This is a genomic window from Brevundimonas sp. GW821-FHT12C05, assembly GCF_058807475.1.
Map to the genome: position 1 here is coordinate 402,152 of NZ_JBXAQS010000002.1, position 22,825 is coordinate 424,976.

The following is a 22,825-nucleotide window of genomic DNA, read 5'->3' on the forward strand; positions in this document are numbered from 1 at the left end:
ATACTCCGGGTGGTCAGGAAGGGCGGTCACCCTGCCCCGCGACGCCCAGCCAGTCCAGCAACCCCTCCGCCGCCACCACGCCCGAGGCCAGGCTCGCCTGCAGCAAGTAGCCGCCGGTCGGGGCTTCCCAGTCCAGCATCTCGCCGGCGACGAAGACGCCCGGCAGGGCCTTGAGCATCAGCCGGGCGTCGACCTGGTCCAGACGGACGCCGCCGGCCGAGGAAATGGCTCGCTCCAGTCCCTGCACCCCGGTCAGGGTCAGGCGCACCGCCTTGATCCGCCGGGCCAGCTTGTCGGCGCCCTCGGGGATCACGCCAGGGATTTCGCGCATCAGCCCGACCGCCGCCGGGGACAGGCCGCCCGCCTTGCGCAGCCAGTTGGTGACGCTGTCCTTGCCGCGCGCCCGGGTCAGTCGGGCCGCGAGTTGTTCGATGGTCAGATCGGGGCGCAGATCGACCGCGACGGTCGCGGCGCCGTCGCGCGCGATGGCGTCGCGCAGGGCGGCGGACAGGGCGTAGACCACCCCTCCCTCCAGTCCGTAGCGGGTCAGCATCAGGTCGCCGCGCACCATCTGGCCGTCGTGGGTCAGGCTGATGGTTTTCAACGGCTCGCCCGCGAACCGCTCGATCAGGACCTCGCTCCACGCCACGTCGAAGCCGACGTTGGAGGGGCGAAAGTCCGCGATCTCGACGCCCGTCGCCCGCAGGTCGTCCGCCCAGCCCCCGTCCGAGCCCAGGCGCGGCCAGCTGGCTCCGCCGAGCGCCAGAACCACGGCGTCGGCCTGTTCGACGGTCTCGCCGTTCGGGGTCGCGAAGACCCAGCCCCCATCGCGGCGGCCGGTCCAGCGCGAACGGGTCCGCACCTCGACGCCCAGGTCCGACAACCGGCCCAGCCAGGCCCGCAGCAGAGGCGAGGCCTTCATCGCCCGGGGAAACACCCGGCCAGAGGAGCCGGTGAACGTCGCCTGCCCCAGACCCTCCACCCAGCCGATCAGACGGGTGGGGGAGAAGCGGTCCAACCAGGTCGAGACCACCGGGGCGGCCTCATTGTAGCGGCCCAGAAAGCTGTCCAGCGGTTCGGAGTGGGTCAGGTTCAGTCCGCCGCGGCCGGCCATCAGGAATTTGCGCGCGACCGAGGGCATGGCGTCATGGACGATGACCTTGACGCCGCCGCCGGCCAGTCTTTCGGCGGCCATCAGGCCCGCGGGTCCGGCGCCGATCACATGGACGGTCTTCATCTCAGGGTCGCTTTCAGTCGGACGGGCAGGACCTCAAGCGCGGTTCGGGCCGCCGCGCAACCTCAGACCGCCGCGCGCTCACGCTCGCCCGGGGCGTTGGGATCGGGTGCGGTGGCGGGTTTGCGCGTGTCCTGACGGCGCGGCAGACGCCAGGTCTGGCTGGGCTCGAACCGCTCACCGGTCCAGGCGATGGCGGTCACCGTGATCTCATGGGCGTCCCATTCGATCTGGTTGAAGCTGGCCGGAACCCCCCGTTCGCGATGGGACAGCGTCCCGCAGCCGACCGCATAGGAACAGTGGTCGCCCAGGTTGATCGGCAGGGCGAAGGGCACATGGACGTGGCCGGTGGTGATGAGATCGACCCCGGCCTCGGCGAAGATCAGCGCCGCCTCGTCGCCGCGCTTCACATCGCCGGTCATGGGCGTGCCGATCATTTCGACCAGCGGATGGTGGCAGGCTAGCACGCGCAGGGCGCCGACCGGCGCCTGACGCAGGGCTTCGGCGGCCTTGCGGGTCTGGTCCAGGTCGATGACGCCCTTGGACCAGTTGGCCCGCGCCTGCCAGCCGCGCGCCGTGACGACGCCGCGCACCATCAGGTCGGGACTGAGGAACTGATGATCGTGGGCGGGGTGGCCGATGGCCGTCTCGAACGCCTTCCACGGATGAAACAGGCGGGCGGTCAGGCTCCAGTAAGGCACGTCGTGATTGCCGACGATGACGAAGCGGGGGTCCGGCATCCGTCGAATCCATTCCCCGGCGGCCGCGAACTCGTCGGGAAGGCCCTGCTGGGTGATGTCGCCCGTGATCAGGATCAGGTCAGCCGGATGGGCGTGGGCGTAGTCGAGCGCGGCGGCGCAGGCGTGGCGATGCTCGCAGCCGAAATGGATGTCCGAGAACTGCAGGATACGCCGCACTAGACGGCGTCCTCCGCCGCCGGCGGGATGGGCGCCAACGCCTGGAAGGCCTTGGGGATGAAGCGCACCTTCGCTTCGTGCCGCAGCAGCACCGGCTCGCCGTCGATGACGGCGGGGATGCGCGAGCGGGCGCGGATCGTGACGTTCCGGGTGGCGCGGGTGGTCACGGCCGGATCCTGGCGCCAGTCGTCCATCACCGCGTGCGCCGCCAGACGGAAGGCTTCCATCGCGTCGCTGGGGTTCATGGCCGCGGCTTCCAGCCCGGTGTTTTCCTCCATGGCGCGCGAGATCATCGGGCTGATCAGGACCAGGGCCTCGGCGCGGCGCTCGGGCCGTTGGTCCAGCGAGAAGCGCAGGCGGCCGCTGAAGGCCCGCTTGAAGGCCCGGCGGGCGTAGAGCCAGGCCAGTTTCAGCTTGCCGGTCCGCATGGCCTCGCGGGCGGGCGCCCACAGCGCCGGGGAGCCCATGATGGCCGCGCAATAGAAGGCCTGCTTGATCTCGCCGTCGGTGACCTCGCCGCCCGCGACGCACTGGGGCGCGCCCTCCTCCAGGGCTCGCTGGAGCGCCAGCTTCCAGTCGGCGGTGCCGTACAGCGCCCGTGGCAGCATGTTCATGGTCCCGCCGGGCAGGGGTGCGACCAGGGGGCCGTCCGGCCCGGCGCGCGAGGCGATGGTCCCGGCGGTGCCGTCGCCCGCCAGCACGAACAGGACGTCGGGCCTGGCGTCGAGCGCGTCCTGGATCTGCTGGTCGAACTGGTCGCCCTCCAGCGACACCACCGAGGCGTCACAGGCGTACTCGGACAGGAGGGTCTCGGCCTCCGCGACCGCGCGGGGACCTACGCCGCCAGACAGCGGATTGACCAACATGATGATCCGCGACAGCTCCAGATGGGGTGTCAGCGGGCGTGGTTCGACGACCGCATCCGGAGATGCGGCCGTCGGATCGGAAACCGTAGCCGTTGTTGTGCTCATGCCGCCCGAACGTCCCGCGACGGGGGATGTTCCGGCGGCGCGAGGCCCCGCGGCGTCGGTTATTTCTTGAGTTCGTCGGTGGCGGCGGCGGCGCCGGCCTGGGCCGCGTCACCCGCCTTGCCGGCGGCGGCGCCGGCGGCGTCGACCGCCTCATCGGCGACCTTGGGCGCCTCGCCCTTCACGGCGGACACGGCGCTGGAGATCCAGCCGTCCATGATCGCGCCGCCTTCGGCCAGCGACCGTTCCTTGACGCCCAGCACGGCCGTCAGGACGCCGAACACCGCCAGCAGGGTCACGATGACGCCCACCAGAGGATTTGCTCCACGGCGACGCTTGGTGCGCGCCCATACCGGGCTGTGCTCGCCGTCGTCCGCCATACGAACCGGTTCAGAAAAACGCATACGAAACCCCCGTCTCACCCGAAAATCCCGCCGCGCGCCCTCCGCGCCGCCGGAACCAAGCCTAATACAGGCTTAACCATCGTCATAGGCCGGGGAACCGTGACGCTTATCCAGCGTTCTCACCCACGGGGCGAACCCGAGGGATGTAAGGAACACACCATGAAGAAGGCGATCATCGCGATTGCGGCCGCCGGCATGATGGCTTCGGCCTGCGCCAGCGACGGCTACGGCGGCTCGAATGAAACGGTCCGTCAGGGCGCCATCGGCGCCGGCATCGGCGCTGTCGCCGGCGCCATCATCGGCAACAACGTGGGTAACGGCAACGCCGGCACCGGCGCGGCCATCGGTGCGGTTGTCGGCGGCGCCGCCGGCGCGATCCGCGGCTCGTCGCAAGACCGCGCCAACCAGCGCCGTTACAGCGACAACCAGGGCCGGTACTACTATTGCTACGACGGCCGTCAGGATGAGTGTTACTGGGAAAACGGTCAGCGCCGCCGCTAGGGAGCGTGGGCCTTTAGCCTGAAGTTCCGGGGCGGTTCGTCGGCGACGGACCGCCCTTTTTCTTGCGTCGCCCGGGGCTGGGCGGAGGAGACAGGGGATGCCTATGAAACGTCTGATCATCATCACGACCGTCGCGGCGGCCCTGGCCGGGTGCGGCTGGACGCCGGGGATGCGCGACCGCAGCGCGCTGGTCGCTGAGCCGTCGGCGTGCTCGACGAAGCGGTTCGAGGTCTATTTCGCCGAGAACGAGGCGCGGCTGACCAATCCGGCGCTGCAGGCCATCGGCCTGACCGCGACGCAGCTGCAGGGCTGCGACATCAAACGGGTGCAGGTGCTGGGCCTGGCCTCGGCCACCGGCGGAGTGCAATCGAACCTGGACCTGTCGCAACGTCGCGCCGTGGCCGTGGCCGAGGCGCTGACGGCGGCGGGCTGGCCCGCCCCGGCCTTCGAGGTCGGCGCCGTGGGCGACGCGGGCGCCACGACGGCCGGCGGGGCCAATGAGCCGATGCGCCGCCGCACCGAGGTGCTGGTCGAGGCCGCCCCGCGCCGGTGAGGCGACCTGACGCTGACGGCGGACGGTGACGGGCAGGGGCGCGAGCGGCTAAGGTCGACGCTCCCCGAGCGAAAGACCGTCGCGTGCGCCGACTGCTGTTCCGTTTCCTGATCCTGACCGGCCTGCTGCTGGCCCCCGCCCTGGCGTGGGCGCAAGCCGGTCCCCAGCGCAGCGAGCGCATCGAGGCCGAATTGGTCTCGATGAGCCGCTGGGCCGCGCCGGGCTCGACCGCCGTGGTGGCGATCCGTCAGGACATCCAGCCCGGCTGGCACACCTATTGGCGCAATCCGGGCGACTCCGGCGGCGCGACCACTCTGAACTGGACCCTGCCGACGGGCGTGCGCGCCGGCGAGATCGTGTGGCCCCTGCCCGAGCGGCAACGGCTGCAGGGGCTGGTCAACTACGGCTATGAGGGCAAGGTCTACCTGCCCGTGCCGGTCGAGATTCCCGCCGACGCCCGGCCGGGTTCGACGCTGCCGCTGTCGGTGAAGGCCCTGTTCCTGGTCTGCAGCGCCGAGATGTGCGTGCCGGACGAGTTGACCCTGACCCTGGACCTGCCCATCCGCGAGGGCGCGGCGCCCCAGGACCCGGCGCACGGCGCGGCCATCGCCCGGGTGCTGGAACAGGCGCCCCGTCCCGCGGGGATCACCGCCCGGGCGACGCTGGACAACGGCGTCCTGACCCTGACCGCGACCGGCGGGCCGCTGGCGGGCAAGGATCCGGGCGCGAGCTATTTCTTCCCCTATGCCTCCGGGACCATCGATCATGCGGCCGCGCAGACGGGGTCATGGGGCCCGAACGGTCTGACGCTGGTGCTGGGGGCGGGCGGCAAGGTCCTGTCCGGCGGCCTGACCGGCCCGGTGTCGGGCGTGCTGGCGACGTCCGAAGGCGCGTTCGAGATCACGGCCGAGCCGGGCGCCGTCCTGCCCGGCGCGACTGGATCGGGCGATCTGGCCGCCCTGCCGGACGCCGTCCCGGCGACACAGGCGCCGGCGGCCGGCTGGGCCGTCTTCGCCCAGGCCATGGCCTTCGCCCTTCTGGGCGGACTGATCCTGAACCTGATGCCCTGCGTCTTTCCCATCCTGGCGATGAAGGCGGCGGCGCTGGCGGCCTCGGCCCATGACGCCCGGCGCTCGCGGATGGACGGCCTGGCCTTCCTGGCGGGCGTGCTGGTCACTTTCCTGGTGCTGGCGGGCGTGCTGCTGGGCCTGAGGGCGGCGGGCGAGGCGATCGGCTGGGGCTTCCAGCTGCAGTCGCCGCCGGTGACGGCGGGACTGGCGGTGCTTATGCTGGCCGTGGCCCTGAACCTGTCGGGGGTCTTCCACGTCGGGGCCGGGCTGCAGGGCGCCGGGTCCGGGCCGCTGGCCCGTCTGCCGGGCGGGATCGGCGCCTTCTTCACCGGTGCGCTGGCCGTGATCGTGGCCGCGCCCTGCACCGCCCCCTTCATGGCCTTCGCCCTCGGCGCCGCCCTGCTGATGCCGTGGCCGATGGCTCTGGCGGTCTTCCTGATGCTGGGGCTGGGGCTGGCCCTGCCCTATGTGCTGGTCAGCCTGAGCCCGCGCCTGCTGGCCAGGCTGCCCCGCCCGGGCGCCTGGATGGAGCGGCTGAAGGGCCTGCTGGCCTTCCCCATGTACGGCGCCGCCCTGTGGCTGGCCTGGGTGTTCAGCCGCCAGACCGGAGCCGACGCCCTGGGCCTGCTATTCGTGGCCGGACTGCTGGCGGCGGCGGGGCTTTGGCTGGTCGGCGCCGGCCAAGGGCAACGGGCGTTGGGCCAACGCGGCGTGGTCCACGCGACGGCGGGCCTGGTCGTGCTGGTGCTGGCGGGGGGCGCGCTGACGCTGGCCGTGCGGGTCCCGGCCGAGCCGACGGCGGCGCGCGCCGAGGGCCCCGAGGGCGCCGCATGGTCCCCGGCGGCCGTCGAGGCCGCGCTGGCGCAGGGGCGGCCCGTGCTGGTCAATTTCACCGCCGATTGGTGCGTGACCTGCAAGATCAACGAGCGCACCGCCCTGACCGCGCCCGAGGTGAGGCGGGCGATGGAACGGAGCAAGGCCGTCTATATGGTCGGAGACTGGACGCGGCGTGATGACGCGATCACCGCCGAACTGCAGCGACACGGCCGCTCGGGCGTGCCGCTGTATCTGCTTTACGCCCCGGGATCCGATGAGCCTCGGGTGTTGCCGCAACTGCTGACCGGAGGGCTGGTCGTCCAGGCCCTGGACGAGGCGGCCGCGGGCCGCTGAGGCGGCGTTGCGGGTCGAGGGAGGCCGGCGTCGCGCCGGAGGACAAGGGGACAGATGTCGATGAAGCCCGCAGTCGTCGTCGCGATCGCAGCACTGGCCGTTCCGCCCGCCGCGTCCGCCCAGGTCCGGAACGTCGATCCGCGCACGGATTTCGAGCGCTGCGTCATCGCGGCCTGGACCCGGGCCGCCGCCCGCGACTACCGCGAGAAGCCGCTGGGGCGGGAGATTTCGACCATGCTGGACGCGAACGGCGCCCTGGTGATCCGGGTGCGGTCAGTCTCCGCCCAATGGAGCAATTATTCGAGCAAGATCGACCTCCTGGCGACGACCCGGATCTCGGGCTCGGAGGCGGTGACCGAGCTTCTGGGTCAGGAACGCTTCCACTTCATGGGCCGCACGCAGGAGCTTCGGACGGCGCCGACGCCGCTGGACCGGGATATCGACCTGGGGCCTCGCGCAGGCCTCGCCCTTCACGAGGTCGCGCGGGACATGATGGACGACTTCCAGCCGGCCGCGCGGGCCTGCCTGAATCCGGCGCCGGCCGGCGGGGGGACGGACCCTGGCTCCTAGACCGGCGGCGCGGGCGGGGCGGTGATGACCTCGACGTTGTCGTTCAGCAGGTAGGCGAGCTCGTCCAGGGCCACGCGCCGGGCGGCGGGGGAGGCGGCGGTTTCGACGGCCTCGACCTTCTTGGGCATGTCTTCCGAGATGCCGCGCAGGATGCATTTCAGGTCGCCGTCGGTGCCGCGTTCCTTGAGGATCAGGTGACCCTGCATGTCCAGCGCGGCCAGTTCGGCGGCGCGGGCCTTGAAGCCGGTGAAGACCGCGCCGGTCAGGAAGTTGGGCTGGTCGGCGGCGCCCGAAGCCATCCAGTCGCGGACGACGCCGCGCAGGTCGCCCGAGCGGGAGACGATGTCGGCGAACAGGGGCTCGCCGGCGACCGAGACCGGCGCGTCGGCGGCGGGCGGCGGCAGGGCCGCGGCGGCGGCCACGTTCGGGTCGGAGAGCAGCAGGGAAATGGCCAGGGCGACGCCGCAGGACATGGCGAACCTCAATTGTTTGGCCGAATCACGGATTCAGCGTTGAACCGGCTTACGCCCGACCCGTAAACGAGGGTTTACCTCTCCCGCATCGAGTCCCCCGCCGATGACCGCTCGCAAACAAGCCCTCGACCTGCTCCGCGCCGTCGCGCGCAAGGACGCCGGGGCGCGCATCGTCCATCATTTCGCGACCGATCCGGGCCGCGTCGACCGGATGAGCGTCGACGCGGCGGGCCTGTATCTGGACCTGTCGAAACAGTCGTGGAGCGCCGAGGGCTTCGAGGCCGCGCTGGATGTGGCGCGGGCCTGCGACGTCGAGGGCCGCCGCGCCGCCCTGTTCGGCGGCGAGGCGGTGAACAACACCGAGGGCCGCGCGGTCCTGCACCCGGCCCTGCGCGCCGCCGACGGCGCCGCCTTCCACGCCCTGGGCGAGCCGGTGTCCAAGGAGGTCGACGAGACCCGCAAGGCCATGGCCGCCTGGGCCGCCGACATCCGGTCGGGCGCCGACACCGGCGGGACCAAGCAGCCGTTCACGGCCATCGTCCACATCGGCATCGGCGGGTCGGATCTGGGCCCGCGCCTGCTGTGGGACGCCCTGCGTCCGCTGGAGCCGGCCATCGACCTGCGCTTCGTCGCCAACATCGATCCGCGCGACATGGCCGAGGCTCTGGCCGGGCTGGATCCAGAGACGACGCTGATCGTGGTGGTGTCCAAGACCTTCACCACCCAGGAGACGCTGGCCAACGCCGATCTGGCCAAGGCCTGGCTGGCCGAGAGCCTGTCGCCGCGCCGCATGGTCCGACATCTGGTCGGCGTCACCGCCGCGCCGGAGAAGGCCAAGGACTGGGGCTGCGGCCGGACCTTCGGCTTCCGCGACTGGGTCGGCGGCCGCTATTCGCTGTGGTCGGCGGTCAGCCTGTCGGTCGCCGTGGCCCTGGGCTGGGACGTGTTCGAGCGGGTGCTGAACGGCGCGCGCGCCATGGACGAGCATTTCGTCCAGGCGGATCTGGAGAAGAACGCCCCGGTGCTGCTGGCCCTGGCGCAGATCTTCAACGTCGAGGGCCTGGGCCGTAACGCCCGCACCGTCGCTCCCTACGCCCACGGCCTGCGCCGCCTGCCCGCCTTCCTGCAGCAGCTGGAGATGGAGTCGAACGGCAAGCGGGTGAAGCGCGACGGCACGGCCGTCGACACCGCCACCGGCCCCATCGTCTTCGGCGAGCCCGGCACCAACGGCCAGCACGCCTTCTTCCAGCAGATCCACCAGGGTCCGACGGTGGTCCCCGCCGAATTCGTGGTGGTCGCTCACACCTCGGCGGCGGCGATCGACGACCGGGAGGGCGACGCCCCCCTGTGGTCCAACGCCCTGGCCCAGGCCCAGGCCCTGATGGTCGGCAAGACCGAGAAGGAAGCCCGGGCCGAGCTGATCGCGGCGGGCGCCGACGCGGCCGAGGCCGACCGTCTGGCTCCGCACAAGACCTTCCCCGGCGACCGCCCCTCGACCACCATCCTGACCGACGCCCTGACGCCCGAAACCGTGGGCGCCCTGTTGGCCCTCTATGAGCACAAGACCTTCGTCGAGGGCGTGATCTGGGACATCAACAGCTTCGACCAGTGGGGCGTCGAACTGGGCAAGGTGCTGGCCAAGGCCATCCTCAAGGACGTCGCGGCGGGCGAGCCGTCGCCGGGGCTGGACCCATCGACGGCGGAGCTGATGAAGCGGCTGATGGTGTGAGCGGCCTAGATCGAAAACCCGCATTCACCAAGGGCGACGGCAATCGACTGATCGCCATTCTTCTCGGCGCCTGGGCGGTTTGTCTCGGCGCCGCGCTGGCCGTTTCCGGCACAACCGATCACAGCACCCTTTACTGGTTCATGGTCATGTTCGGCATCTGCATCGCAGTAGCCGTGCTCCATCGCCTTCTTCAGAAGGACCTTCTGTCTTCTCTTTTGCTGATCGGCGGAGCGCTCATCGCATTCGCGATCACGGTGAAGGTCATGGAATTTCTCGGCGTTCCAGTCTGAGTAACTTCAAGCCTAAAGCTGCCCAGATCGACCCTCACCCTTTCGCGCGACCGGGCGCTCAAGCCCTCTCCCATCGGGAGAGAGGCGCCCATGAAAAAGGCGGCCCCCGTTGCAGAGGGGCCGCCTTCCTCGCCCACGTCCGGCCTACTTACGTGGTCGGACGAAGAGGTGTCTGATCACCAGCGGCGATCGTAGCGGTAGTCACGGTCGCGGCGGTCGTCGCGGCGGTCATAGCGGTCGTCGCGGCGATCACGACGGTAGTCGCGATAGTCCTGACGTTGTTCCCAGCGCGGGTCGCGGCTGTTGATGCCGTGTTCGCGTTCCCAGTGGCCCTGGTTCCGGTAGCACTGGCCACCACGGTAATAACCGCAATTGTCGCCACGGTTGCTGCTGGAGGCGGCGCCGACCGCCGCGCCGGCCAGGGCGCCGCCGGCGATGTAGGTGCCGTCGCCGTTGCCGATCAGGGCGCCGGCCAGGCCGCCGACGACGGCGCCGACGATGGCGTTGCGGCCGGTGTTGTCGCGGTCACGGCTCTGGGCCTCGGCGGGGGCGGCGGCCATCAGGGCCAGGGCGCCGACCAGAGCCGGCGAGGCGAAAGCGATCTTCGAAAGCATCTTCATGGTCGTGTCCCTTCAAACGGTTCGGCGATGTCCGCCGGTTGTGGAGACCCTTATGAGCGTCGCCGTCTGAACGGGTTCGGGGGGAGGCGTTCAGATACGGTTCACCTTGCATACAACGCCGTAATGCGGCCCTGTGCGGGTCCAAGGGGGAGGCGCGGGTGCGGCGGCTGATCGGAATCGGGATCCTGGGGGCGGCGCTGGCGCTTATGGCGACGCAGGCCCTCGCCCAGACCGCGCCGCAGGAACCGCCTCCCCGCCCGACCCGGCCCGCGCCGGTTCCGCCACCGCCTCCTCCTCCGCCACCCCCGCCGCCTCCGGCCGATGTGCGTATCTCGGCCGAGACCGAAATCGACCCGGTGCGCGCCATCCTGGCTCGCGAGACCGACCCGCAAGCGGCCGCCGAGGCCCTGGTGGCCCTGGGTATCGAACGCTACGGCGCCAATGACGTCGCCGGGGCCGGGGCGGCGTTGGAGGCGGCGATCCAGGTGGTCGAGACGCGGCTGGGCCCGGACGCGAAGGCGCTGGTCCATCCGCTGGCGGTGCAGGCGCGCCTGAAGCTGGAGGTCGGCGACTATCCCGGGGCCCTGGCCGACATCGAACGGGCCCTGTCCCTGATGGATGAAGCCTCCGATCCGCTGGAGCGGGCCACCCTGATCTACGACCGGGCGCGGACCTTCGACGCCCTGGGTCGTAACGAGGAGGCCGAGGCCGCCGCGCGCGAAAGCCTGGCCATTCGCCGGATCCAGCTGGGCGAGGTGCACGAGAAGACCGCCGACAGCCTGAACCTGGTCGCCAACGCCCTGACCGCCCAGGGCCGCCACGCCGAGGCCGATCCGCTCTATCGGCAGGTGCTGGGCATGTACGAGGTTCTGTACGGCCCCGACGATTTCCATGTCGCCATCGTGCTGTCGAACCTGGGCAACTCGCTGCGCCGCACCGGGCGGGCGCACCAGGCCGAGCCGCTGTACGTGCGGGCGGTGACCATCGCCGAGGGGGCCAATGATCCGGTGCTGCTGGCCCAGTGTCTGACCAACTACGGCTGGTTCCTGCACGTCACCGGCGACGGGGCGCGGGCCGAGGCGCCCTTCCGTCGGTCGCTGGCGCTGGCGCTGGAGATCGTCGGGCCGGACCACCCCTTCACCGGCAACGCCCGCGCCAACATCGGCTACGCCCTGTCCGACCAGGGCCGCTGGACCGAGGCGGAGGAGCCGTTCCGGCAGGGGCTGGCGATCTATGAGGCGGGCGTCGGCGCCGACAGTCCGGACCTGCTGGACACCCTGAGCGGTTACGCCGCCGTACTGGACCGGCTGGGCCGGGGCGAGGAGGCGGAAGGCTTGTATCGCCGCGCCCGGGCCATCGCCGGCGCCCGCCTGCCGCCCGCCCACGCCACGGCCCTGGCCGGGACCGAGCAGTATGCGGGCTTCCTGATCCACCGGGCCCGCTCCGACGAAGCGCTGGTGCTGGTGCGTGGAGGGCTGGGCGACCTGCTGGGCCAGCAGGCCCGCGGCCGCGACTGGCGCACCCGCGTGCGCGGGGCCCGCCCCCTGTTCGCGCGGCAGGTCGAGGCCGCCTGGACCCTGGCCGCCGCTACGGATTGAAGCGCGTCAAAACCGCCGCGCCGCTTGACGTTCACAGGCCGCCGCCCTACCTCCCGCTCGCGTTGGCACTCTCGGCCTTCGGCTGCCAAAACGGTAGTCGTCCGGGCGCCGACAGACTTTTCTCAAGGGAGACATTACCGATGGCGTTCCGTCCGCTCGGCGACCGCGTGCTCGTGAAGCGCGTTGAAGAAGAATCCAAGACCAAGGGCGGGATCATCATCCCCGACACCGCCAAGGAAAAGCCGCAGGAAGGCGAAGTCGTCTCCGTCGGCCCGGGCGCCCGCGACGAAAGCGGCAAGGTCAATGCGCTGGAACTGAAGGCCGGCGACCGCATCCTGTTCGGCAAGTGGTCGGGCACCGAGATCAAGATCGACGGCGAAGACCTGATCATCATGAAGGAATCGGACGTCCTGGGCGTGCTGTCCTAAGCACCCGCGTCTGAGTTTCCTTCCCAAAATCATAGAATTAGGAGCTGCCCGATGGCTGCCAAACAAGTGATGTTCTCCACGGACGCCCGCGAAAAAATGCTTCGCGGCGTCAACGTCCTCGCCAATGCGGTGAAGGTCACCCTCGGTCCGAAGGGCCGCAACGTCGTGATCCAGAAGTCCTTCGGCGCCCCGCGCTCGACCAAGGACGGCGTCTCGGTCGCCAAAGAGATCGAGCTGGAAGACGCCTTCGAGAACATGGGCGCCCAGATGATCCGCGAAGTCGCTTCGAAGACGAACGACAAGGCGGGCGACGGCACCACCACCGCGACCGTCCTGGCGCAGTCGATCGTGCAGGAAGGCCTCAAGGCCGTGGCCGCCGGCATGAACCCGATGGATCTGAAGCGCGGCATCGACAAGGCTGTCGGCGTCGTCCTGGCGGACATCAAGGCCTCGGCCAAGAAGGTCTCGAACAACTCCGAGATCGCCCAGGTCGGCACCATCTCGGCCAACGGCGACTCGGAAGTCGGCGAGATGATCGCCAAGGCCATGGAAAAGGTCGGCAACGAAGGCGTCATCACGGTCGAGGAAGCCAAGACCGCCGAGACCGAGCTCGACGTCGTCGAAGGCATGCAGTTCGACCGCGGCTACCTGTCGCCCTACTTCATCACCAACGCCGACAAGATGGAGGTTCAACTCGAGGAGCCGCTCATCCTGCTGCACGAGAAGAAGCTGTCGTCGCTGCAAGCCATGCTGCCGATCCTGGAAGCCGTCGTGCAATCGGGCCGTCCGCTGGTGATCATCGCCGAGGACATCGAGGGCGAGGCCCTGGCCACCCTGGTCGTCAACAAGCTGCGGGGCGGCCTGCGCGTCGCCGCCGTCAAGGCTCCGGGCTTCGGCGACCGCCGCAAGGCCATGCTGGAAGACATCGCCGTCCTGACCGGCGGCCAGGTCATCTCGGAAGACCTGGGCATCAAGCTCGAGAACGTCACCCTCGACATGCTCGGCAAGTCCAAGAAGATCACCATCACCAAGGACGACACCACCATCGTCGACGGCGTCGGTGAGAAGGACGCGATCGAAGCCCGCATCGGCCAGATCAAGGCCCAGATCGAAGCCACGACCTCGGACTACGACAAGGAAAAGCTGCAGGAACGTCTGGCCAAGCTGGCCGGCGGCGTCGCGGTCATCCGCGTCGGCGGCTCGACCGAAGTCGAAGTGAAAGAGAAGAAGGACCGCGTCGACGACGCCCTGAACGCCACGCGCGCCGCCGTTGAAGAAGGCATCGTCCCGGGCGGCGGCATCGCCCTGCTGAAGGCCACCAAGGCCCTTGAAGGCCTGAAGGGCGACAACGCCGATCAGACCGCCGGCATCGCGATCATCCGCCGCGCCATCCAGGCCCCGATCCGTCAGATCGTCGAAAACGCCGGCGTCGAAGGCTCGATCGTGGTCGGCAAGGTGCTGGAGAACGCCGACAAGTCGTTCGGCTTCAACGCCCAGACCGAAGAGTACGGCGACCTGGTCAAGATGGGCGTCATCGACCCGGCCAAGGTCGTCCGCACCGCCCTGACCGACGCTGCCTCGGTGGCCTCGATCCTGATCACGACGGAAGCGGCTGTCGCTGACGCGCCGAAGAAGGCCTCGGCCGGCGGCGCCGGTGGCGGCATGGGCGGCGGCATGGGCGGTATGGGCGACATGGACTTCTAAGCGGATCGAGGCGGGCGTCGCCGCCCGCCTCGGAACGCGGCCCGGCAAAAGCCGGGGGTCCGCATCGTTCAGCACTTCAGCTGAAACAAAAGAGGGCGCCCCGGGAGACCGGGGCGCCCTTTTCCATGGGTGACCGGCGGCCCCGTGAGCGAGGCCGACCGGGAACGCCGTCAGATCAAGCCAGCGAAGGCTCGATGTCCTTGCACGCCTGGATCAGGCCCTGCACCGACTCGACCGACTTGGCGAACATCGCCTTCTCGTCGTCATTGGTGGTGAACTCGATGACCTTCTCGACGCCGCCGGCGCCGATCAGGGCCGGAACGCCGACGTAGAGGTCCGACAGGCCGTATTCGCCCGACAGCCAGACGGCGCAGGGCAGGACGCGCTTCTGGTCCAGCAGGTAGGAGCGGGCCATGGCGATCGCCGATTCAGCCGGGGCGTAGAAGGCCGAGCCGGTCTTCAGCAGGGCCACGATCTCGCCGCCGCCCTTGCGGGTGCGCTCGACGATGGCGTCCAGTTCGGCCTGGGTCAGGAAGCCGGCGGCGACGGCGTCCGGCAGCGGCAGGCCGCCGACGGTCGAGTGGCGCACCATCGGGACCATGTCGTCGCCGTGACCGCCCAGGGTCCAGGCATGGATGTCCTGCACCGACACGCCGGTCTTTTCAGCCAGGAAGTAGGCGAAGCGGGCCGAGTCGAGCACGCCGGCCATGCCGACGACCTTCTCCTTAGGCAGGCCCGAGAATTTCTGCAGGGCCCAGACCATGGCGTCGAGCGGGTTGGTGATGCAGATGACGAAGGCGTTGGGGGCGTGGGCCTTGATGCCCTCGCCGACGGCCTTCATGACCTTCAGGTTGATGCCGATCAGGTCGTCGCGGCTCATGCCCGGCTTGCGCGGCACGCCGGCGGTGACGATGCAGATGTCGGCGCCGGCGATGTCGGCGTAGTCGTTGGCGCCCTTCAGGGCCACGTCCTGGCCGAACACGGCGGAGGCTTCGGCGATATCCAGCGCCTTGCCTTGCGGGGTGCCTTCGGCGATGTCGAACAGGATGATGTCGCCCAGCGCTTCGCGCGCGGCCACGTGGGCCAGGGTGCCGCCGATCATACCGGCGCCGATGAGGGCGATCTTCGCGCGAGCCATGCTGTCTGTCTCCGGGAGGAAGTTGTTGTGCGGTGCGATACCGCTGACCGGCGGCGGTCTAGACCCGCGCGCTTTCGCCTGCAACCGTGACGCCGCGTGAGGTTTTCCCGACCATGACCCATCCCCCCGAGACCCTGCCCGAATTCGTCGCCCCCGATGAGGTGCCGACGGGCCTCGTCGCGATCACGGACGAGCGGGCGATCCGGGCCGAGATGCAGGCCTGGCGGGACAGGGTGCTGAAGCGGCCCGGCCTGTGGGACAAGGCGACGCGGGGCACGCAGGACCGGATCAACCGCATCATCCCTGAGCGCGTCCACGCCATCATCACCTCCGGCGTCGAGGCGATGACCAAGGGAATTCTGTTCGGCTCGGACCTGATCCAGCCGCGGCTCACGGCCGAGGGTTCGCTGGCGGCGCGCGAGCAGCGGGCCCGGGCGGCGATCCGCGCCTACCGCAACACCGCCAGCGTCGAGGGCGGCGTGGCCGGGGCCGGCGGCTTCGTGCTGGCGGCCGCGGATTTTCCGGCCCTGATGGCCATCAAGGTGCGGATGCTGGGCGACGTGGTCGCCGCCTATGGCTGGGGCGGCGGATCGGTGCGTGAACGGCTGTTCGTGCTGCACATCTTCCACCTGGCCTTCGCCAGCGCGCGGCGGCGGCCCGAGGCCCTGGCGGACCTGGAGAAATGGATCGCCGGCGTCGACCAGCCCGAGATCCTCACCGAGTATGACTGGCGGACCTTCCAGATCGAGTACCGCGACTACATCGACCTGGCCAAGATGGCGCAGCTGATCCCCCTCGTCGGCGCGCCGATCGGGGCGGTGGTCAACTGGCGGCTGGTTGAGCGCCTGGGCGAGACCGCCGTCATGGCCTGCCGGATGCGGTGGTTCGGCGAGGCTGAGGACGCCGCCTAGACTTCTTCAGCGGGCGCGTCGTCGGTCTTGGACCGGGTGTTCAAGCGCCGAGCGGCCAGCGCCCCGGCCAGGAACAGGGCCCCGACCACCAGGAAGGAAGCGGCGCGGACGATGCCCTGCAGTTGGCTGAGGTCGAAGAACAGCACCTTCACCGCCGTGACCAGCAACACCAGCAGGCCCGACCAGCGCAAGGTCGCGTCCTTGCGCAGCGTGCCCAGGCTCAGGGCCGCCAGACCGAACACAGCCCACAGGGTCGAGAAGGTCCAGGTCTCCAGCCCGCCGCCCTCCGACGCGTCGCCCATATCCCCGCCATGGAAGACCCAGCGGATCAGCAGGGTCATCAGGACGAACAGAACGCCGACCGTCGCCGCCGTCGCGGCCTTGCCCAGGGCGCCGGGGCTCTGGCGCAGGCCGAAGATCAGCGCGGCGCCCGCGGCGTAGAGGGCGAACAGCAGCAGGGCGTGGGGCACGGAGGCCAGCGGGGCGACGAGCGGTCCCCACCAGGGGCTCGCATAGAGGCCGAACACCAGCACCGACACGCCGAGCGCGATCCAGTTCAGCGACCGGGCGATGATCCCGGTCCATTCGCTCCGGGCCCGGAGCGTCAGGGCCCGGCCGGTCAGCAACAGCAGGACGGCGTAGGCGGCGCTCTCGGCGCGGCCGATCCCGGCCCAGTCCATGTCGTCGCCATGGAACAGGTGACGCACGACCAGCAGGGCCCAGAGGAAGGCGAACAGCACCGCCGCCGCCGCCCAGACCCGGGTCCAGACGTCGGCCGGACGCCGGCGCCATGCACTGACGGCCAGCAGGGCCGCGGGGGCGAGGAAGGCGACGATCAGGGTGTTGACGACCGGCGGGCCGACCGGCGGCGCGTCGGGGAGGCCCCACCAGGGGTTCCAGATCAGTGCTTGCGCCAGCAGGCCGTGCAGGGCGCCGACTCCGACGACAATGATCGTGCGCCAGCGGGCGATGGGCCCGTCATCGGGCCGCTGGCGGGTGACCAGCAGGACCCCGGCGGCCAGCAACAGAAGCGTGCGCAGGGCGCCTTCGAACAGACCGCCCGATGTGTCGCCCTTCACGCCGGCCAGGAGGACATGCAGGCCGATGAACAGGCCGGTCAGCAGGACCATCAGGGATGCGGTGACCTGGGCCTCGACCTCATTGCGCCGCGCTCCGTCCGGGCCGGACATCAACCGGGCGCCGAGGAACAGCAGGGCCGCGGCGCCGATGGAGACGCCCATCGCGACCGGCAGGGCCAGGCGGCCCTCAAGCGCCGCGCCGATGAAGTCGAAGCGGAACAGCATGGCCAGGGTCAGCAGGCCGCCGACCACGCTGGCCTGGGCCAGGCCCCGCCAGGCGAGGCGGCTGGCGGCGACGGCCAGAAGCAGTGCGGCCCCGGCGAGGGCTACGGGTTCCAGGTGTGTCGGAACCGCGGCGTGGATCGACAGGAAAGCCAGTTCGGCGGCGGCGGCGAGCCAGAAGATCAGCCCCCTGTCGCTCTCGGCCTGTTCGACCCGCCGGGCGATCACGGCCGCCGAGGCGAACATCGCGCCGCTCAGCAGGGCGGCGGGCAGCCAGGGCAGGCGAGCGCCGATCTGATCCAGCAGGGGCCAGGACAGGCTGGCGAGCAGGGCCAGGCCCACGCCGCCGACCGCCAGCATCGTGGTGCGCGCGGCGGCGGGCGACCGGAGCGCTCCGATCAGGGTGACGGCGGCGATGACCGCGGTCAGTCCATGGATCCAGACCAGGGGCGTGAGCTGGGTGGGATCGTAGGCCAGGGAGGCCAGGGTCAGCAGCGAGGCCAGCACCGCCATGCCGACGGGGACCGCGAAGACCATCGGCATGGCCATGCCCAACGCCACGACGGCCGCGCCGAGCGCGACGAGGACCCCGGCGACCAAGGTCGCTTCCGAAACGTCGGCGGGCCCGACAGGAGACAGCAGCCACAGGTGCGCCGAGACCAGGCTGGCCAGGATCAGGGCGACGGCGGGTTGCGCCCGGAAGGTGGCGAGGGGCTGGCCCGGCGGGTCTTCGAGCCGCCGGCGACGGCGCCACAGGACGGCGAAGACGGGGCCGGCCGCGGCGAGGATCAGCAGGGGCGAGCCGCCCCCGAACTTCGATGCGAGGCTCCACAGCAGCAGACCGGCCACGGTGATGAACCCGGCCCGGCCCCACAGCCGCGTGGCGCTGAGCACGAAGCCGGTGACGCCGATCAGCAGGGCGTAGGCGTACAGCACCGTCGGCGACCAGGCGTCCATGCCGGTCACCCACGGCGTGATCACCGCCCCGAACAGCGCCAGCAGGGCCAGGGGCTCGCCATGGCGCAGCGACAGGCCGAGCAGGCCGACCGATATGGCCGCCGTCAGCAGGGCGGCCGCCGGGAAGGGGATCAGGCCATACAGGGTGTAGGCGGCGCAGACCGCGCCATACAGGGTGACGGCGCCAGCCCCGGCCGCGACGGCCGCAGCCAGCAGATGCCGCCCGCCCGGCGCGCGCTTCTGGCGCAGGATCCACTCACTGGCCGCGATCATCAGTCCACCGAGGATCACGGCGGCGGCGATGCGCAGCGGCGGGCCAAAGACGCCCTGCTGGGCCGCGTAGACCACCAGGAGCAGGCCGCCCAGCGCCAGACCGCCGCCGCCCAGCCAGGCCAGGCCGTTCTCGGCCAGCCAGGTCGACAGCGCGGCCCAGGTCAGATCGGGAGAGGACCGGCGCGGCGCCGTCCGTTCGGGCCGCTCCGTCCGCCGCGTCGGCGCGTCGTCCGAGACGCTCCAGTCATCGACGGGCGTCCGCAGCGTGCGCGGGCTGGGCGGTGGAGACGGCGCGGGCGTGACCGGGCTGCTGACCCGCGCGGCGGGCCGCGCCTCGGCGATCGCGGGTTGCGGCGTGGGGGCGGCAGGTTGGGTGGGAGCAGCGGCCGGCTTCACCGGTTCCGGCGCGGGCTCCCGCCGCGGCTCGGTCCGGGCGCGCAGCAGGGCGTCGATCTGGCGCTCCAGCTTGTTCAGCCTGTTCGTCTGGACGAAGACGAACGCGGCGAGGACGAGGGTCAGGACCCAATGCAGCATGTTATGCGCCCCTGTCGCCCACGGCCCGATCCGAAGATCGCCGCCTCCGGCTATCGCCAGACAGTTGTGCAGGAACCGTCACCTCCGGCAACCGGGTTCGGTCGAAGCGGGCGGGAAGGATTATAACTTCCACTGTTCCTGACCACAAAGTTTATTGATTTTCCCTGTCGTCAGTACGGGCATAGGCTTCTCTCAACATCAGGGAGAAGACATCATGGACGGCAACGCTGGCGGCCCCTCGCCCCTCAACGATCCGAAGAAGGAGCCCGCAGCGCTCCGCAGTCTCGTGGGACGCACCAACCGCGACTGGTGGCCCAACCACCTGTCGATGGACATCCTGCATCAACAGGGCAAGTCGGGCGACCCGATGGGCGACGACTTCAACTACGCCGAGGCCTTCAAGAGGCTGGACTATGCCGCGGTCAAACGCGACCTGACCGCCCTGATGACCGACAGCCAGCCGTGGTGGCCGGCGGACTACGGCCACTACGGCCCCTTCTTCATCCGCATGGCCTGGCACTCGGCCGGCACCTATCGCACCGGCGACGGGCGCGGCGGCGCCGGCGCGGGCCAGCAGCGCTTCGCCCCGCTGAACTCCTGGCCGGACAACGGCAACCTGGACAAGGCGCGCCGCCTGCTGTGGCCGATCAAGCAGAAGTACGGGGCCAGCCTGTCGTGGGCCGACCTGATGATCCTGGCCGGGAATGTGGCCATCGAAAGCATGGGCGGGCCCGTATTCGGTTTCGGCGGCGGCCGCGCCGACGTCTGGGAGCCCGAAAAGGACGTCTACTGGGGCACCGAGGAACAATGGGTCGGCGAGGAGGGCAACGAGACCCGCATCCAGCCGGACAAGCAGATGGTGCTGGAAGAGCCGCTGGCGGCGATCCAGATGGGCCTCATCTATGTCAATCCGGAAGGCCCGGGCGGCGTGCCGGAAGCCCTGGCCTCGGCCCGCGACATCCGCGAGACCTTCGCCCGCATGGGCATGAATGACGAGGAGACGGCCGCCCTGACCGCCGGCGGCCACACCTTCGGCAAGGCCCACGGCGCCGGCGACGCCTCCAAGGTCGGGATCAGCCCCGAGGGCGCCGACATCGCCCAGCAGGGCCTCGGCTGGATCTCGGGCCACGAGAGCGGCGTGGGCGACCACGCCATCACCTCGGGCATCGAAGGGGCGTGGACCCCGACCCCGATCACCTGGGACATGACCTTCTTCGACATGCTGCTGGACCACGACTACGAGCTGGTCCGCAGCCCGGCGGGCGCCAAGCAGTGGCAGCCGGTCGGCAATCCCGAGGACACCCTGGCCCCGGCCGCCCACACCCCGGGCAAGCGCGTGCCGACGATGATGACGACCGCCGATATGGCCTTCAAGATCGACCCGGAGTTCCGCAAGATCATGGAGCGATTCCGCGCCGATCCGGCCTATTTCGGCGATGCGTTCGCCCGCGCCTGGTTCAAGCTGTGCCACCGCGACATGGGGCCCAAGGTCCGCTACCTGGGCCCGGATGTCCCGGCCGAGGACCTGATCTGGCAGGATCCGATCCCCGCCCCGTCCGGCCCGGCCCTCGCCACCGCCGACATCGCCGGCCTGAAGGCGAAGATCGCGGCCTCGGGCCTGTCCGTAGCGGAACTGGTTTCGACGGCCTGGGCCTCGGCCGTGACCTATCGCGGCTCGGACCATCGCGGCGGCGCCAACGGCGGCCGGCTGCGCCTGGCTCCGCAGAAGGACTGGGCGGTCAACGAGCCGGCGAAACTGGCCAAGGTTCTCAAGGTCTACGAGGACATCAAGGCCGGGACCAACGCCTCCATCGCCGACCTGATCGTGCTGGGCGGCGTGGTCGGCGTCGAGCAGGCGGCCAGGGCGGCGGGTCATGACGTGGCCGTGCCCTTCACGCCGGGCCGCACCGACGCTTCGCAGGAAGAAACGGACGTCGAGGGCTTCGCGGTCCTGGAACCGCGCGCCGACGGCTTCCGCAACTATCTGCAGGTGCGCTTCAACGTCCCGACCGAAGAGCTGCTGGTCGACCGGGCACAGCTTCTGGGTCTGACGGCGCCGGAGATGACGGTGCTGGTCGGCGGCCTGCGGGTGCTGGGCGCCAACCACGGCGGCTCGAAGGACGGCGTCTTCACCGACCGCCCGGGCCAGCTGACCAACGACTTCTTCGTCAACCTGCTGGACATGAAGACCGGCTGGAAACAGGTCGACGGTCACGCTGACGAAACCTTCGTCGGCACGGACCGGATCAGCGGCGAGGAACGTTGGACCGCGACCCGCACCGATCTGGTGTTCGGCTCCAACTCGCAGCTGCGGGCCCTATCGGAAGTCTACGCCTCGGCCGACGCCGGTCCGAAGTTCGTGAAGGATTTCGTGGCCGCCTGGACCAAGGTCATGAACGCCGACCGCTACGACCTGAAGGCCTGATCCATCGCTGGCCCTCCGCCTCTCTCGCTTCGAGGGGCGGAGGGGCTCGGTCGATAGATTTTGCCATGACGATAGAGAATCCCTATGTCGCGCGGATGCTTCCCACGCTCCGCCAGCTTCAGTACCTGCGTCTCCTCGCCGAGCACGCTTCATTCAGCCGCGCCGCCGAGGCCGCCCACGTCAGCCAGCCGGCCCTGTCCGCGGGCGTGCAGGAACTGGAACGCATCCTCGGCGCGCCCGTCGTCGAGCGCACCCGGGGCAATGTCCAACTGACCGCCGTCGGCGCCGAGGCCGTGCGCCGGGCCGAGGACGTGCTGGCCCGCACCGAGGACCTGGTCGAGGCCGCGCGCAACGCGGGCAAACCCCTGTCGGGCCGTTTCCGGCTGGGCGTCATCCCGACCGTCGCCCCCTTCCTGCTGCCCGCCCGCCTGCCGGACATCAAGCGGGACTATCCGGCCCTGCGCCTGTTCATCCGCGAGGATCTGACGCCGCGCCTGGTCGCGGCGCTGAAGAGCGGCCACCTCGACGCCGCCGTGATCGCCCTGCCGTACAGCGCCGCCGGCATCGACCACGCGCGCATCGGCGACGACGAGATCCTGGCCGCCGCCCCGGTCGGCCATGCGCTGGCGGGGCCCGGCCCCATCGCTCCGGGCTCGCTCAAGGCGGAGGATCTGATCCTGCTGGAGGACGGTCACTGCCTGCGTGATCAGGCGCTGGCCGCCTTCGACATCGAGGCGCCGAAGGGCGACGACGTCTTCGCCGCCACCAGCCTGCACACCCTCGTCCAGATGGTCTCGTCAGGCCTCGGCGTCAGCTTCTTGCCCGAGATGGCGGTGCGCGCCGGCCTGGCCGACATGCCCGGGGTGGTGGTCCGCCCCATCGCCGCCAAGGCGCCTCGCCGCGAGATCGTGGTCGCTTGGCGCACCGGCTCCAGCCGCGCGGCGGAAGCGAAGCTGCTGGCCGAGGCCCTGACCCTCGACTGAGGATCATTACCACTCCGTAAGGTGCGCCCCGGTTCGGCCCTGATAGGGTCGGCGCGCCCGCCGTCCGGGCGCCC

General features: G+C 70.5%; 20 protein-coding genes. 12 read left to right on the forward strand and 8 right to left on the reverse strand.

Features of this window, described 5'->3' with window-relative positions; genetic code table 11:
* Nucleotides 1-13: 13 nt before the first annotated feature.
* The 4 genes from AC1RRF_RS11360 to AC1RRF_RS11375 form a co-directional block, all read right to left on the reverse strand.
* The gene (locus AC1RRF_RS11360; RefSeq protein WP_492834542.1) at nucleotides 14-1,237 is read right to left on the reverse strand and encodes a BaiN/RdsA family NAD(P)/FAD-dependent oxidoreductase; all 1,224 of its coding nucleotides are present in this window, start codon (nucleotides 1,235-1,237) and stop codon (nucleotides 14-16) included.
* Nucleotides 1,238-1,299: 62 nt separating this feature from the next.
* Nucleotides 1,300-2,151: a metallophosphoesterase family protein gene (locus AC1RRF_RS11365; protein ID WP_492834544.1), complete on the reverse strand. Its 852-nt coding sequence runs from the start codon at nucleotides 2,149-2,151 to the stop codon at nucleotides 1,300-1,302.
* Nucleotides 2,151-3,122, reverse strand: a complete 972-nt coding sequence (locus AC1RRF_RS11370; RefSeq protein ID WP_492834546.1) for a diacylglycerol/lipid kinase family protein — start codon at nucleotides 3,120-3,122, stop codon at nucleotides 2,151-2,153. The genes AC1RRF_RS11365 and AC1RRF_RS11370 overlap by 1 nt, the downstream gene beginning before the upstream one ends.
* A gap of 59 nt (nucleotides 3,123-3,181) precedes the next feature.
* Nucleotides 3,182-3,523 carry a hypothetical protein gene (locus AC1RRF_RS11375; protein ID WP_492834548.1) on the reverse strand — a complete coding sequence of 114 codons (342 nt, stop codon included), beginning with the start codon at nucleotides 3,521-3,523 and terminating at the stop codon, nucleotides 3,182-3,184.
* A gap of 159 nt (nucleotides 3,524-3,682) precedes the next feature.
* Between AC1RRF_RS11375 and AC1RRF_RS11380 the strand changes: the two genes are divergently transcribed.
* The 4 genes from AC1RRF_RS11380 to AC1RRF_RS11395 all read left to right on the forward strand — a co-directional run bounded on the left by AC1RRF_RS11380 (nucleotide 3,683) and on the right by AC1RRF_RS11395 (nucleotide 7,387).
* On the forward strand, nucleotides 3,683-4,024 hold the full coding sequence (locus tag AC1RRF_RS11380) for a YMGG-like glycine zipper-containing protein (RefSeq protein WP_492834550.1): 342 nt from the start codon (nucleotides 3,683-3,685) through the stop codon (nucleotides 4,022-4,024).
* Nucleotides 4,025-4,127: 103 nt separating this feature from the next.
* On the forward strand, nucleotides 4,128-4,577 hold the full coding sequence (locus AC1RRF_RS11385; RefSeq protein ID WP_492834552.1) for an OmpA family protein: 450 nt from the start codon (nucleotides 4,128-4,130) through the stop codon (nucleotides 4,575-4,577).
* 83 nt (nucleotides 4,578-4,660) lie between these two features.
* Complete coding sequence (locus AC1RRF_RS11390; protein WP_492834554.1) at nucleotides 4,661-6,817, forward strand: protein-disulfide reductase DsbD family protein; 2,157 nt, start codon at nucleotides 4,661-4,663, stop codon at nucleotides 6,815-6,817.
* 60 nt (nucleotides 6,818-6,877) lie between these two features.
* Nucleotides 6,878-7,387, forward strand: coding sequence for a hypothetical protein (locus tag AC1RRF_RS11395; RefSeq protein WP_492834556.1), 510 nt, complete (start codon nucleotides 6,878-6,880; stop codon nucleotides 7,385-7,387).
* Here AC1RRF_RS11395 and AC1RRF_RS11400 read toward each other — a convergent pair.
* The gene (locus tag AC1RRF_RS11400; protein ID WP_492834558.1) at nucleotides 7,384-7,860 is read right to left on the reverse strand and encodes a hypothetical protein; all 477 of its coding nucleotides are present in this window, start codon (nucleotides 7,858-7,860) and stop codon (nucleotides 7,384-7,386) included. The genes AC1RRF_RS11395 and AC1RRF_RS11400 overlap by 4 nt on opposite strands.
* A gap of 103 nt (nucleotides 7,861-7,963) precedes the next feature.
* Here AC1RRF_RS11400 and pgi point away from each other — a divergent pair, with 103 nt between their 5' ends.
* The gene (gene pgi / locus AC1RRF_RS11405; RefSeq protein WP_492834560.1) at nucleotides 7,964-9,589 is read left to right on the forward strand and encodes a glucose-6-phosphate isomerase; all 1,626 of its coding nucleotides are present in this window, start codon (nucleotides 7,964-7,966) and stop codon (nucleotides 9,587-9,589) included.
* Nucleotides 9,586-9,879 (forward strand): hypothetical protein, encoded by a 294-nt coding sequence (locus AC1RRF_RS11410; protein WP_492834562.1) that lies wholly within the window; start codon nucleotides 9,586-9,588, stop codon nucleotides 9,877-9,879. Before pgi ends, AC1RRF_RS11410 begins: the two co-directional genes overlap by 4 nt.
* 176 nt (nucleotides 9,880-10,055) lie before the next feature.
* Here AC1RRF_RS11410 and AC1RRF_RS11415 read toward each other — a convergent pair whose 3' ends face one another.
* Nucleotides 10,056-10,499 carry a YMGG-like glycine zipper-containing protein gene (locus AC1RRF_RS11415; RefSeq protein ID WP_492834564.1) on the reverse strand — a complete coding sequence of 148 codons (444 nt, stop codon included), beginning with the start codon at nucleotides 10,497-10,499 and terminating at the stop codon, nucleotides 10,056-10,058.
* 158 nt (nucleotides 10,500-10,657) lie between these two features.
* Between AC1RRF_RS11415 and AC1RRF_RS11420 the strand changes: the two genes are divergently transcribed.
* From AC1RRF_RS11420 to groL, 3 genes are all read left to right on the forward strand, one after another.
* Nucleotides 10,658-12,097, forward strand: a complete 1,440-nt coding sequence (locus AC1RRF_RS11420) for a tetratricopeptide repeat protein (protein ID WP_492834566.1) — start codon at nucleotides 10,658-10,660, stop codon at nucleotides 12,095-12,097.
* Nucleotides 12,098-12,237: 140 nt separating this feature from the next.
* Nucleotides 12,238-12,525, forward strand: a complete 288-nt coding sequence (gene groES / locus AC1RRF_RS11425; protein ID WP_492834568.1) for a co-chaperone GroES — start codon at nucleotides 12,238-12,240, stop codon at nucleotides 12,523-12,525.
* A 51-nt stretch (nucleotides 12,526-12,576) separates the two neighbouring features.
* Nucleotides 12,577-14,229 (forward strand): chaperonin GroEL, encoded by a 1,653-nt coding sequence (groL, locus tag AC1RRF_RS11430; RefSeq protein WP_492834570.1) that lies wholly within the window; start codon nucleotides 12,577-12,579, stop codon nucleotides 14,227-14,229.
* A 175-nt stretch (nucleotides 14,230-14,404) separates the two neighbouring features.
* Here groL and mdh read toward each other — a convergent pair whose 3' ends face one another.
* On the reverse strand, nucleotides 14,405-15,367 hold the full coding sequence (mdh, locus tag AC1RRF_RS11435; RefSeq protein WP_492834572.1) for a malate dehydrogenase: 963 nt from the start codon (nucleotides 15,365-15,367) through the stop codon (nucleotides 14,405-14,407).
* A gap of 113 nt (nucleotides 15,368-15,480) precedes the next feature.
* On the opposite strand from mdh, the gene AC1RRF_RS11440 reads away from it, so the two are divergent.
* A complete protein-coding gene (locus AC1RRF_RS11440; protein WP_492834574.1) occupies nucleotides 15,481-16,278 on the forward strand; it encodes an EcsC family protein in 798 nt (265 codons plus the stop codon).
* Here the strand turns inward: AC1RRF_RS11440 and AC1RRF_RS11445 are convergent.
* Nucleotides 16,275-19,343: a DUF2339 domain-containing protein gene (locus AC1RRF_RS11445; protein ID WP_492834576.1), complete on the reverse strand. Its 3,069-nt coding sequence runs from the start codon at nucleotides 19,341-19,343 to the stop codon at nucleotides 16,275-16,277. The genes AC1RRF_RS11440 and AC1RRF_RS11445 overlap by 4 nt on opposite strands.
* A 214-nt stretch (nucleotides 19,344-19,557) precedes the next feature.
* Between AC1RRF_RS11445 and katG the strand changes: the two genes are divergently transcribed.
* Both katG and AC1RRF_RS11455 read left to right on the forward strand, forming a co-directional pair.
* Entirely contained in the window at nucleotides 19,558-21,768 is a 2,211-nt protein-coding gene (gene katG / locus AC1RRF_RS11450; protein WP_492834578.1) for a catalase/peroxidase HPI, read from the forward strand.
* A gap of 95 nt (nucleotides 21,769-21,863) precedes the next feature.
* Nucleotides 21,864-22,751 carry a hydrogen peroxide-inducible genes activator gene (locus AC1RRF_RS11455; protein WP_492312713.1) on the forward strand — a complete coding sequence of 296 codons (888 nt, stop codon included), beginning with the start codon at nucleotides 21,864-21,866 and terminating at the stop codon, nucleotides 22,749-22,751.
* The last annotated feature ends 74 nt before the right edge of the window (nucleotides 22,752-22,825 follow it).